This window comes from Streptomyces sp. NPDC004542 (genome assembly GCF_040610035.1).
GTDB lineage: Bacteria > Actinomycetota > Actinomycetes > Streptomycetales > Streptomycetaceae > Streptomyces.
In genome coordinates, this window is record NZ_JBEXLP010000092.1 from 15,238 (window position 1) to 27,846 (window position 12,609).

The 12,609-nt window shown below is 73.5% G+C and carries 10 protein-coding genes; 5 read left to right on the forward strand and 5 right to left on the reverse strand.

From position 1 onward, the window contains the following. Nucleotides 1-5: 5 nt before the first annotated feature. The 5 genes from ABZX30_RS32010 to mtnA all read right to left on the reverse strand — a co-directional run bounded on the left by ABZX30_RS32010 (nt 6) and on the right by mtnA (nt 6,755). On the reverse strand, nt 6-806 hold the full coding sequence (locus ABZX30_RS32010; protein ID WP_355939995.1) for a ComF family protein: 801 nt from the start codon (nt 804-806) through the stop codon (nt 6-8). A gap of 90 nt (nt 807-896) precedes the next feature. Further along, the gene (locus tag ABZX30_RS32015; protein ID WP_355939968.1) at nt 897-2,732 is read right to left on the reverse strand and encodes an LpqB family beta-propeller domain-containing protein; all 1,836 of its coding nucleotides are present in this window, start codon (nt 2,730-2,732) and stop codon (nt 897-899) included. Next, entirely contained in the window at nt 2,722-4,803 is a 2,082-nt protein-coding gene (gene mtrB / locus ABZX30_RS32020) for an MtrAB system histidine kinase MtrB (protein ID WP_355939971.1), read from the reverse strand. The genes ABZX30_RS32015 and mtrB overlap by 11 nt, the downstream gene beginning before the upstream one ends. Before the next feature lies 1 nt (nt 4,804). Continuing rightward, the gene (gene mtrA / locus ABZX30_RS32025; RefSeq protein ID WP_355939974.1) at nt 4,805-5,494 is read right to left on the reverse strand and encodes a two-component system response regulator MtrA; all 690 of its coding nucleotides are present in this window, start codon (nt 5,492-5,494) and stop codon (nt 4,805-4,807) included. 139 nt (nt 5,495-5,633) lie between these two features. Then, nucleotides 5,634-6,755, reverse strand: coding sequence for an S-methyl-5-thioribose-1-phosphate isomerase (gene mtnA, locus ABZX30_RS32030; protein ID WP_355939977.1), 1,122 nt, complete (start codon nt 6,753-6,755; stop codon nt 5,634-5,636). A 140-nt stretch (nt 6,756-6,895) separates the two neighbouring features. On the opposite strand from mtnA, the gene ABZX30_RS32035 reads away from it, so the two are divergent. From ABZX30_RS32035 to ABZX30_RS32055, 5 genes are read left to right on the forward strand one after another with little or no spacing between them, the layout of a single operon-like run. After that, the gene (locus ABZX30_RS32035; protein WP_355939980.1) at nt 6,896-8,281 is read left to right on the forward strand and encodes a hypothetical protein; all 1,386 of its coding nucleotides are present in this window, start codon (nt 6,896-6,898) and stop codon (nt 8,279-8,281) included. 28 nt (nt 8,282-8,309) lie between these two features. Further along, on the forward strand, nt 8,310-8,993 hold the full coding sequence (locus ABZX30_RS32040; protein ID WP_355939983.1) for a DUF4129 domain-containing protein: 684 nt from the start codon (nt 8,310-8,312) through the stop codon (nt 8,991-8,993). Next, nucleotides 8,990-10,186: a DUF4350 domain-containing protein gene (locus ABZX30_RS32045; RefSeq protein WP_355939986.1), complete on the forward strand. Its 1,197-nt coding sequence runs from the start codon at nt 8,990-8,992 to the stop codon at nt 10,184-10,186. Before ABZX30_RS32040 ends, ABZX30_RS32045 begins: the two co-directional genes overlap by 4 nt. Continuing rightward, the gene (locus ABZX30_RS32050; protein ID WP_355939989.1) at nt 10,186-11,175 is read left to right on the forward strand and encodes a MoxR family ATPase; all 990 of its coding nucleotides are present in this window, start codon (nt 10,186-10,188) and stop codon (nt 11,173-11,175) included. The genes ABZX30_RS32045 and ABZX30_RS32050 overlap by 1 nt, the downstream gene beginning before the upstream one ends. Beyond that, entirely contained in the window at nt 11,175-12,485 is a 1,311-nt protein-coding gene (locus ABZX30_RS32055) for a DUF58 domain-containing protein (RefSeq protein WP_355939992.1), read from the forward strand. The genes ABZX30_RS32050 and ABZX30_RS32055 overlap by 1 nt, the downstream gene beginning before the upstream one ends. The last annotated feature ends 124 nt before the right edge of the window (nt 12,486-12,609 follow it).

Sequence of the window (12,609 nt, forward strand, 5' to 3'; positions counted from 1 at the left end):
CGAAGTCAGTTCCGGTTTATTTCGAAGGAATCCGACGGGGCCGCGATCACGGCCGCGCGGATCACCGTTCCTCTTGTTGATCCAGCCATCCGTTCCCCCATCTCTTCCCGGGTTGCGTGCACGTACACGGTCCTTCTCCCGCCGCCGCGGACGAGGCCCTCCCGTACGGCACACGCCGCCTCCGCCAGGGTCGCGCCCGTCGTGAGCAGGTCGTCGACGAGCACGAGGCGGCCCCCGCCGAGCAGCCGGGCACCGCCCGCGGCCACCTCCAGGGCGCCCGCGAGATTGTCCAGCCGACGGCGCCGGTCGAGCCCGGACTGGTCGGCCACGGCACGCCGTTGCCGCAGCACCGCCACCACCCGGGCCGGTGTTCCGCCGCGCCGCAGCTCACCGGCCGCCGCCAGCGCGATCCGCCGCACCGGGTCGTGCCCCCGCGCCCGCACGGCCCGCCGCGCGGAGGGCACCGGCACGAGCAGCACGGGCCCGCCGGCCGGCCCGCCTGCCGACTCGCCGGCCGGAAGTCCCGCCCGCACGGCACCCGCCAGAGCTGCCCCGAGGGCACCGGTGAGCGCCAGCGCGCCGCGCTCCTTGTGGGCGAGGAGAACCGCCCGCACCTCGTCCCCGTACGGAGCGGCCGCGCGGACCTCGGGCAGCCCGGGTGGTTCCGGCGCCGGTCGCACCCGGCACGGCGCGGCCCCGCTCAGGGCGGCACGGCACTCCGGGCAGAGCACCGTGCGAGGCCGTCCGCAGCCGCCGCACTCGGCCGGCAGCACCAGGTCGGTGAGGTCCTGCCACCACCCCCGCATGGCCATCACTGTGCCCATGCCCGACCGGGTCGGCCACCCCTGTGGAAAACTCCCTGTGGACAACCCGCCCGGGGCGTGCCCCGGGTCGCCTCACCCGGGATAGACGGGGGCGGACCCTTCCTTGACCACCTTCTGCCACTGGGTCCCCGACGGCGTCCGTACGATCCCGTCCTCCGAGTACGCCACCAGCGGCAGCCGGCCGTCCTGGGACGCGGTGATCGTCTTCACCCCCGAGAGCGCGGCGGGCGCCGGTCCGTCCGGCGTGGAACCGTCGACCTGGACGTACCGCATCTGCAGCAGTCCACCCCGCTCCTGCCCGGCCACCGCGAGCCGGCTGTCGCCCGCCCACGACATGGCGGTGACCTCCTCCAGCTCCGGCGTGACCGAGCGCAGCTCGGTGACCGACACCGGCTCGCCCGCGGACCCGTCGCCCCGCCCGACGCGGCCGACGAGCAGGGACTGCTTGCCGTCCTTCTCCACCACGAGGGCCATCCGCACCCCGTCGGCCGCCACCCGCACGTCCTTGATGCGGCCGGGCAGCTCGGGGGTCCGCACGGTGACCGGCTCCCCCCGGCCCTGCTCCAGCAGGAGCAGCCGGGGATCGCGACGGTCCCGGTCGGCCACCCACAGATCGCCCCGGGCGTCCCAGCTGGGCGTGGTCAGCCGGTCGTCCTTGGACGCGCCCCGGCTGGTGACCACGGCATCACCGAGCGCGCCGCCCGAAGTCAGCGACGTGACGTACAGCGAGCTGCCGTCGATGCCGACCCCGGCCGCCGTGCGCTCGTCCCGCGAGACGGCCACCGAGCGCAACTCCTTGCCGCCGTCGCCCAGCCCGCCCGGCACCGGCGCGGCGCCGGTCCCCTGGCTGTCGCCGGCCATCCGTACCAGCCGGTGCTTGCCGTCGAGGAAGTACAGGTACTCGGGGCTCTTCGTCGCGGCGTCCCAGGCGGCGTTCTGGGCCGCGCTCTCCCTGAGGTCGCACAGCCTCTTGTCCCCGGTGCCCCGCAGGTCCACCGCGTCCACCGTGGGTGTCAGGTTCCGCAGCGTGAACAGCAACTGGGTGGCCATCTCGTCGCACCTGGCCGACCCCACCCCGGAGGCCTTGTCGTTCAGCGGCACCGTCAGCACGTTCTGGTCGTCGGGCGCCAGCGAGGCGGTGCCCTTGCGCAGCGCCGCACCCCTGGGGAAGCCGGACCTGACCCCGGGTGACAGCCAACTGGTGGGTCCGCTGATCAGGGACCGCACCACCTGGGTCATCGGGTCCACGCCCTTGCGCACGAAGACCGGGTCGGCGACGGCCACCGGCTGCCCGCTCGCCCCGACCCAGGTGTTCGAGGCGAAGTAGTACTTGTCGACGGACGTGTAGTTGCGCTGGAAGTCCGACTTGCCCATGACGACACCGGGCGGCAGCGCGCTGATGCGCCACTGCCCGGTCTTGGCGTCCCGCGTCAGACGCAGCTTCTTGCTGTACGGCCCGCCGGCGTGCGCGTACGCCTGCTCACCGTCCACCGTCGCGACCTTGTCCCCGGCGAGCGTGTAGGAGACGTTGTCGGCGTCCTCACGGTCGCCCGGCTGCTGGTCGGCCGCGATACTGGGCCCGTCCGCGAGGACCGTGGTCAACCGCTCGGGCCGCCATTTCCTCCCGGCGTCGGCGGTCAGATACTTGCGCGCCGTGTCATAGTGCGGATCGTCACTGGTCAGCGCCTCCAGGAAGCCCTGCACGATCTCCCCGGGCGAGGCGTCCTCGGCCGGCGGCATCGCGAAGACCCGCACCTGGGTGTCCTGCCGCGGCGTGGACTCGACATCGCGCAGGTCCCCGCTGTCGGGCATGGAGGCGCACCCCGCCAGCAGTACGACGCCACAGACGGCGTACACCACCGCGCGCAACGGCCGCCGACGCACGCCCCCCTCGTGGTCAGCGCCCACGAAATGCCTCCCCTGGCTTGTTCAGGTCCTCGACGGCGTCCGCGCGGCCCGCGGTCCCCTCGCCCGCCGTGCCCGCGCCGGGCGCGTCGTCCTGCCGGCGCACGGCACCGCCCGGCCGGGGCACCACACGCGCGCCGTTGCCGGGCAGCGCGGTCGGGTCGGCGGTGGGACCGACGGTGGCCAGCCGGGGCACGAGCGGATCGCGCGGCGGCAGCGGCGGCACCTGGCCGCCCGTCGGCTGCGCCGGGACCGTGGCACGCTTGCCGTCGCCCCCGCCCGGCAGACCGGCGTCGTCGAGCCCCCGGTTGCGCCGCGAGTCCTTGGGCTCCAGAGGTATGGGCGAACCCCGCAGCGGCTCGTCCGCGGTCCGCGGCAGGGTCAGCCGGAACTGCGAACCACCACCGGGCTCACCCCAGGCCTGCAGCCAGCCGCCGTGCAGCCGGGCGTCCTCCAGGGCGATCGACAGCCCCAGACCCGTGCCGCCGGTGGTACGCGCGCGTGCCGGGTCCGCGCGCCAGAAGCGGCTGAAGACGCGGGTCGCCTCGCCGGGCTTGAGCCCGACACCGTAGTCGCGCACCGCGACCGCGACCGCACCGCCCGCCGCGGCCAGCTTGACGACGACGTCCCTGCCCTCGCCGTGCTCCACGGCGTTGACCACGAGGTTGCGCAGCACCCGCTCCACGCGCCGGGCGTCCGCCTCGGCCACGACGGGCTGCTGGTCGCCGAGGACGCGTATGCGGGTGCCCTTGCGCTCCGCGAGCGGCTCCGCACCGCTGACCACCCGCCGTACGACCTCCCGGAGGTCTATCGGCTCGGCCTCCAGCGCCGCCGCGCCCGCGTCGAAACGGCTGATCTCCAGCAGGTCCGCGAGCAGCGACTCGAACCGGTCCAGCTGGTCCGCGAGCAGCTCCGCCGAGCGCGCGGTCACCGGGTCGAAGTCCTCGCGGGCCTCGTGGATGACGTCGGCTGCCATCCGGACGGTCGTCAGCGGGGTGCGCAGCTCGTGCGACACGTCCGACACGAACCGCCGCTGCATCCGCGACAGGTCTTCCAGCTGCTGGATCTTCAGCTGGAGGTTCTGCGCCATCTTGTTGAAGGCCTCACCGAGCCGCGCGATGTCGTCCTCGCCCGTGACCTTCATCCGCTCCTGCAGCCTGCCCGCGGACAGCCGCTCGGCGATCCCGGCCGCCATCCGCACGGGCGTGACCACCTGCCGCACCACCAGCCAGGCGATGGCCCCCAGCAGCACGACCACGAACAGCCCGGCGGTCGCCAGGGTGCCCTTGACCAGGCTCAGCGACTTCTCCTCCTGCGTGAGCGGGAAGAGGTAGTACAGCTGGTACGGGTCGCCGTTGGGGTCGTTGACCTGCTTGCCGATCACCAGCGCCGGCTGGGACTCCTCGCCGTTGTTGTAGACGATGCGGGTGTAGCTCTGCGCCGCCGTCGTGTGCTCGTTGACCCGCGCGCGCAGGTCGTCCGGCACGCTGGTCGTGGCGTCGACGTACCGGGGCCCGCGCGGACTGCGCCCGCCCCCGCTGCCGTCGGCGGCCGGGAGCGTCACGACGTCGAAGGCGCCCTGGCCACCGCTGGACAGCGACTCGACGAGGTCGCTCATCCACTGGATGACGTTCTGGGACGGCCGTCCGTCCGCGGCCGAGGTCTCGTCGGCGGTGGCGGTGTCTCCCGCGGCCTCGTCGGCCTTCTGCTTGGCCACCGCGAACCCGCCGGTGGCCTGGCTCTGCGACGCCTTCACCTTGGCGTCCAGCAGACCGTTGCGCACCTGACCGATGACGACGAAGCCCAGCAGCAGGACGACGCCCAGCGACATCAGCAGCGTCGTGGCGACGACCTTGAGCTGGATGTTGCGGCGCCACAGCCGCATCACCGGCAGCAGCGGCCGGCGCACCCAGCGCATGATCAGCCGGAGGACAGGGCTGCCCTGGAACCCGCCCTGCAGCAGCCCGGCCTCGAAGAGGCGGCCCCAGCGCGAATCCGCCACCTTCCGGCCGACAGACCGCCCCGGACTGTCCCCGGACCGGCCGGGAGCCGAAGCGGCACTGTCCTCCGGCATGTCAGCTCGGTCCCGCCTTGTAGCCCACACCACGGACGGTCACCACGATCTCCGGCCGCTCCGGGTCCTTCTCGACCTTGGAGCGCAGCCGCTGCACGTGCACGTTGACCAGCCGTGTGTCAGCCGCGTGCCGGTAGCCCCACACCTGCTCCAGCAGCACCTCACGCGTGAACACCTGCCATGGCTTGCGCGCGAGCGCCACCAGCAGGTCGAACTCCAGCGGCGTCAGCGCGATCGACTGCCCGTCCCGCTTCACCGAGTGACCGGCCACATCGATGACCAGGTCACCGATGGCCAGCTGCTCCGGCGCGGGCTCCTCCGACCTCCGCAGCCTGGCCCGGATCCGGGCCACCAGCTCCTTCGGCTTGAAGGGCTTGACGATGTAGTCGTCGGCGCCCGACTCCAGTCCCACCACGACGTCGACGGTGTCGCTCTTGGCCGTGAGCATCACGATCGGCACCCCGGACTCCGCCCTGATCAGGCGGCACACCTCGATGCCGTCCCGCCCGGGCAGCATCAGATCGAGCAGCACGAGATCGGGCTTGGCCTCACGGAATGCCGCCAGCGCCTTGTCGCCGTCGGCTACGAAAGACGGCTCAAAACCTTCACCACGCAGCACGATGCCGAGCATCTCGGCCAGTGCGCTGTCGTCGTCGACGACAAGGACTCGTCCCTTCATAAACGACATCATCCCATTCTCGTAACAGTGACCGGTGCGCTGGTGAGCGACGTCACTGGCCAGTGACGATAGTCGTACGGGACCACCACTGTCTGCCCTTGGCCCCGGGGCCCGGAGAACAGCCCGGAGAACAGCCCCGGCGGAATGGGGGTCAGCGGGCGGACAGCTCCGCGAGCGCCTCGGCCGTCACCGGTGAGACGGCCCCCCGCTCGGTGACGACGGCAGTGATCAGCTCGGGCGGCGTCACGTCGAACGCCGGGTTGTACGCCTGGGTCCCCAGGGGAGCAACCGGAATACCGCCGCCCGCGCCCGTCACCAGCATCTGCGGTGCCACGACCTCGGTCACCTCGAAGGCGGGGCGCTGCTCGACCTCGATGCCCGCCCCGTCCGGCGTCTCCGGATCGATCGTCGTCACCGGCGCCACCACGATGAACGGCACATGGTGGTACCGCGCCAGCACCGCGAGCGGGTAGCTCCCCACCTTGTTGGCCACCGAACCGTCGGCCGCGATACGGTCCGCGCCTATCAGCACCGCGTCCACCTCACCGGCCGCGAACAGCGAGCCGGCCGCGTTGTCGGTCAGCAAGGTGTACGGCATACCGCTGCGGGCCGCCTCGTACGCCGTCAGCCGCGCCCCCTGCAGCAGCGGACGCGTCTCGTCCACCCACAGGCGACGCAGCCGCCCCGCCCGGTGCGCGGCGAGCGCCACCGCGAACGCCGTACCCTCGCCGCCGGACACCAGCGATCCGGTGTTGCAGTGGGTGAGGATCCGGTGCACGCCACCGGGCAGCAGCTCGTCCAGCAGCGCCAGCCCGTGATCGGCCATGCGGGCGCTGGCCACGGCGTCCTCCCGGTGCAGCGCCCGCGCCGCGGCGAGCGCCGCAGCGGCCGCCTGCCCGGCGTCCCCGCCCCCGGTGAGCGCGGCCCGGTACGCGGACCGGGCCCTGCGCACGCCGACGGACAAGTTCACCGCGGTCGGCCGGGCGGCTTCGAGCGCCCCGGCGGCCTCCTCCACGTCGTAGCCCCGCGCGGCGGCGAGCGCGACACCGTACGCCCCCGCGATCCCCAGCAGCGGAGCCCCGCGCACGGCGAGCGAACGGATCGCCTCGACCAGCGCCGACGCGTCCGTGCACACCAGCTCGACCTCCTCGGTCGGCAGCCTCGTCTGGTCGAGAAGGACCAGCACGGGGCCTTCGGGCGGCTCCTCCCATCGGATCGCCGATTTCTCGGTCGGCCGGTTGTCCTCGCGGGCGTGCGCGTACTGATCAGCCATGCCGTCAGTCTGCCCCGTATCCGGCGGACAATTGAAGGTGTACAGCCCACACCGCGGCCGGCCCTCCGATGACCACCCCATGGCACGATGGCAGCCAACCTGCCGCCGCGACCGCGGACGGGCACCGTGAAGGAGCTTCGATGAAAGACACTCCGGGCTGGGCCTCGCCCGGATCCACCCCGTCCGACGGACAGGAACCCGGCGCGTCCCGACCTGCCGGGCCCGCCGGCCGGCCGGGCCCCGCACAGCCCGCCGGGGAACCGGGCGCGGGCACGCAGGACCCCGGCTCGAAGTGGTCCAAGGAGCAACCGCCACCCGGCCAGTGGTCCGCGCCCACCGGCGCTCCTGCCCCGGGCCAGGCACCGCCGCCACCCCCCGGCCCGGGCTGGGGCGGACAGCATCCCGGCGGCGGGCCCGCAGGCCCCGGCGGCTACGGAGGTCCCGGCGGCCACAGGGGCCCGGGCGGCTACGGAGGTCCCGCCGGATACGGCGCCTGGGGCGGCGGCTGGGGCGGCGGCTGGGGCGGACCCCCGCCCGCGGTCAAGCCCGGCGTGATCCCGCTGCGCCCGCTCGGCGTGGGAGAGATCCTCGACGGAGCCGTCTCCACCATGCGCACCTACTGGCGCACGGTCCTGGGTATCTCCCTGACCGTCGCCGTGGTCATCGAGGTCATCGTCGTCCTCCTCCAAGGGCTCGTCCTCAACGACAGCACCGACACCGCGGTCCTCGACGACCCCGGCGCCACCCTCAGCGAAGTGACCCGGGCGATGGGCGACGTCATGCTGAGCTCCGGCGCCGTCGTCCTGATCTCCCTGCTCGGCACGATCGTCGCCACCGCCCTGCTGACGGCCGTGACCAGCCGCGCCGTACTCGGCAAGCCGGTGACCACCGGCGAGGCCTGGCGCGACGCCCGGCCCCAGCTCCCGAAGCTGTTCGGGCTCATCTTCCTGCTGCTGCTCATCGCCGTCGGCATCGCGTTCTGCGGCGCACTGCCCGGCATCCTCGTCGCGGTCGCCGGCGGCGGGGACGGCGCCGCCGCACTCGCCGTCCTCGGCGTCTTCGGGGCCGCCGTCGTCGTGCTGTGGCTCATGATCCGCTTCTCCCTCGCCTCGCCGGCGCTGATGCTGGAGAAGCAGGGCATCGTGAAGTCGATGAGCCGCTCCGCGAAACTGGTCCGCGGCGCCTGGTGGCGGGTCCTGGGCATCCAGCTGCTCGCCGCGATCATCGCGAACATCCTCGCCTCGATCATCGCCATCCCCTTCGCCACGATCGCGGCCGCGGCCAGCGGCCACAGCGTCGCCGACTTCCTCAACGGCACCGGCGGCGACCTCGGCTGGACCTTCCTCATCATCAGCGGCATCGGCTCGGTGATCGGCTCCATGATCACGTTCCCGATCACGGCGGGCGTCACCGTGCTCCTGTACATCGACCAGCGCATCCGCCGCGAGGCCCTCGACCTCGAACTGGCCCGCGCCGCCGGCGTCCAGGGCCACAGCACCGGCACGACCCCGACCCCGGGGAGCTGATGCGGTGAGCCTTACGGGGGGAACTCTCATGGCACTGGCGCACTCCGGCGCCGAGCCACCGGTGACCACTCCACGCGACCCCGCTCGGGAAGCGGCACGGCGCGAGCTGTCCAAGCGGATGTACCACGAGAACGACCCCAGTCTCCTCGAACGCGCCCTCAACGCCTTCTGGGACTGGGTCGACCGTGCACTCGGCGCCGCCTCCGCCGCGACCCCCGGGGGAGGGTTCGGCCTGGCCGTCGTGGTCCTGGCCGTCGTCGCCGTCCTGGCCGCCCTGTGGTGGCGCCTGGGAACTCCGCTCCGCCGGCCGACCTCGGCCGCGGCCCTGTTCGACGAACGGCCGCGCAGCGCCGCCGAGCACCGCGCGGCCGCCGAGGCACACGCCGCCCAGGGCCACTGGAACCAGGCGGTCCAGGAACGGATGCGCGCCATCGTCCGCTCCCTCGAGGAACGCGTCCTGCTCGACGTCCGTCCCGGCCGCACGGCCGACGAGGCCGCCGCCGAAGCCGGCCGCGCGCTGCCCTCGCACACGGACCGGCTGCACGCCTCCGCCCGCGAGTTCGACGACGTCACATACGGCGGGCGCACAGCGAGCGAGCAGTCGTACCACCGCATCGCCGAACTCGACCGCGACCTGGAACGCACCAGCCCGGTCCTGGCGAACAGCGCCCTCGGCACGGCCGGCACCGCCCGCCGGGGAGGCGCCGGATGACCGCCGGCACCACCTCCCCCGCCACCTCGGCCTCGCCCACCGCACGCCAGATGTGGAACCGCGCCCGAGGCGTGGCCGTCGCCCTGGTGCTGCTCCTCGTCGGCGCCGTCGCGATCGCCGTCGTCCGCTCCGACGTCAGGCACGGCGAACTCGACCCACGCTCGGCCGACCCCTACGGCAGCCGGGCCGTCGCCGCGCTCCTCGCCGACCGGGGCGTCACCACCCGCGTGGTCACCACGCTCGACGAGGCCCGCGCCTCGGCCGGCCCGCGCACCACACTCCTGGTCGCCGTCCCCGATCTGCTCACCCAGCGGCAGCAGACGCGACTGCGCTCCGCCACCGCCCACTCGGGTGGCCGCACCGTCCTCGTCGCCGCGGGCAGCTCGTCCGTCGAGCGACTCGCCCCCGGCGTCACCGCGGATCCCGCCACCAGCTTCCGCTCGGCACTCGCGCCCCACTGCGACCTGCCCGCCGCCCGGCGCGCGGGCACCGCGGACACGGGCGGCATCCGCTACACCACCACCCACCTCGACGCCGACTCGTGCTACCCCAGCCAGCGCCTGGCCACCCTGGTCCGGGTCCCCGCGGCCTCCGGGGGCGGTGACACCGTCGTCCTCGGCGCCCCCGACCTCCTCTACAACGACCGTCTCGACAAGCAGGGCAACGCCTCGCTCGCTCTCCAGCTCCTCGGTTCGCGCCCCCATCTGGTCTGGTACCTCCCCTCGCTCTCCGATTCCCCGGCCGCCGACACCGACGACCGCAAGGACCTCTTCGACCTGCTCCCCCCGGGCTGGCTGTGGGGCACACTGCAGCTCTTCATCGCCGCCGCCCTCGCCGCCCTCTGGCGGGCACGCCGGCTCGGCCCCCTGGTGCCCGAACGACTCCCCGTCGCGATCCGCGCCTCCGAGACCGTCGAAGGCCGCGCCCGCCTCTACCGCAAGGCCAACGCCCGCGACCGCGCGGCCGCCGCCCTGCGTTCCACCACCCGCACACGCCTCGCCCCCCTGGCCGGCGTCCCCGTCGCCCAGGCAGACGCACCCGAGGCCCTGCTGCCGGCGCTGTCCGCCCACCTCCAGAGCGACGGACAGACCCTGCACGCCCTCCTGTTCGGCCCGCCGCCCCGTGACGACGCGGCCCTCATCGCACTCTCCGACCGACTCGACGCCCTCGAAAGAGAGGTACGCCGTTCATGATGGACCCGACCACTGACAACGCCGGGTACACCGGGGACCAGGGCACCGCCCGGGCTTCCCTGGAGGCCCTGCGCGCCGAGATCGCCAAAGCCGTGGTCGGCCAGGACCCCGCCGTGACCGGCCTCGTCGTCGCCCTCCTCTGCCGCGGACACGTACTGCTCGAAGGAGTCCCCGGAGTCGCCAAGACGCTGCTCGTCCGCGCACTCGCCTCCGCACTCGAACTGGAGACCAAACGCGTCCAGTTCACCCCCGACCTCATGCCGAGCGACGTCACCGGCTCCCTCGTCTACGACACCCGCACCGCCGAGTTCTCCTTCCAGCCCGGCCCGGTCTTCACCAACCTGCTGCTCGCCGACGAGATCAACCGCACGCCCCCCAAGACCCAGTCCTCCCTCCTGGAGGCCATGGAGGAACGGCAGGTCACGGTCGACGGCACGCCCCGTCCACTCCCCGAACCGTTCCTGGTCGCCGCCACCCAGAACCCGGTCGAGTACGAGGGCACGTACCCCCTCCCCGAGGCCCAACTGGACCGCTTCCTCCTCAAGCTGACCATCCCCCTGCCCTCACGTCAGGACGAGATCGACGTCCTCACCCGCCACGCCGAGGGCTTCAACCCGCGCGACCTGCGCGCCGCCGGCGTCCGCCCCGTCGCGGGCCCCGCGGACCTCGAAGCCGCACGCGCCGCCGTCGCCAGGACGACGGTCTCCCCCGAGATCACCGGCTACGTGGTCGACATCTGCCGTGCCACTCGCGACTCCCCGTCCCTGACCCTCGGCGTCTCGCCGCGCGGCGCGACGGCCCTCCTGGCCACCTCACGCGCGTGGGCGTGGCTGACCGGCCGCGACTACGTCATCCCGGACGACGTCAAGGCCCTCGCCCTGCCGACCCTCCGGCACCGCGTCCAGCTGCGCCCGGAGGCTGAGATGGAGGGGGTCACGGCCGACTCCGTCATCAACGCGGTCCTCACCCACGTCCCGGTCCCCCGCTGATGGCCCTCACCGGGCGCGCCGCCCTCCTCGCAGCCCTCGGCTCGATTCCCGTCGGCATCTGGGAACCCGGCTGGACGGGCCTTCTCGCGGTCAACGCACCGCTGGCCGTGGCCTGCGCGTGCGACTTCGCGCTGGCGGCACCCGTACGGCGCCTCGTCCTGACCCGCTCCGGTGACACCTCCGTGCGCCTGGGCGAGACCGCCGAGGTCACGCTCACCCTCACCAACCCGTCCGGGCGCCCGCTCCGGGCACGGCTGAGGGACGCCTGGCCGCCCAGCAGCTGGCAGCCCGGCACAGAGACCGAAGCGTCCCGGCACCGTCTCACGGTGCCGGCGGGCGAGCGCCGGCGAGTCACGACCCGGCTGACGCCCACGCGCCGCGGCGACCGGCAGGCCGACCGCGTGACCGTCCGCTCGTACGGCCCCCTGGGGCTGTTCGCCCGCCAGGGCGCGCACCGGGTTCCCTGGACGGTACGGGTCCTGCCCCCGTTCACCAGCCGCAAGCACCTCCCGTCGAAGCTCGCACGGCTGCGTGAACTCGACGGCCGCACCAGCGTGCTGACCCGCGGCGAAGGCACCGAATTCGACAGTCTGCGCGAGTACGTCCCCGGCGACGACACCCGCTCCATCGACTGGCGCGCCACCGCCCGGCAGTCCGCCGTCGCGGTCCGCACCTGGCGTCCGGAACGGGACCGCCGCATCCTCCTGGTCCTCGACACCGGCCGCACCTCCGCCGGACGCGTCGGCGACGCGCCGCGCCTGGACGCCGCCATGGACGCGGCGCTGCTCCTGGCGGCCCTCGCTTCCCGGGCCGGCGACCGCGTGGACCTTATGGCGTACGACCGCCGGATCCGCGCCCTGGTCCAGGGCCGTACGGCGCGCGACGTGCTGCCGTCCGTCGTCGCCGCGATGGCGACGCTCGAACCCGAACTCGTCGAGACCGATGCCCGGGGCCTGACGGCCACGGCACTGCGGACAGCACCGCGCCGCTCCCTGATCGTCCTCCTCACCACCCTCGACGCGGCACCGGTCGAGCAGGGCCTGCTGCCTGTCCTTCCGCAGCTCACCCAGCGACACACCGTCCTGCTGGCATCCGTGGCGGACCCGCACATCGCGCGCATGGCGACAGCGCGAGGCAGCACCGAGTCGGTGTACGAGGCAGCGGCCGCCGCGCGGGCGCAGGCCGAGAGGCATCGGACCGCCGAGCAGCTCCGCCGCCACGGTGTGACCGTGGTGGACGCGACCCCGGACGAACTCGCTCCAGCGCTGGCCGATGCGTATTTGGCCCTGAAGGCGGCAGGGCGGCTCTGACCCGAGCGGGGCCCTGCCGGCCTCGAAAAGGCTCGTTCCTCAAAGGGCCGGAAACGCAGAAAACCCCCGCACCGTGAAGTGCGGGGGTTTTCCCAAGAATTGTTCGGCGGTGTCCTACTCTCCC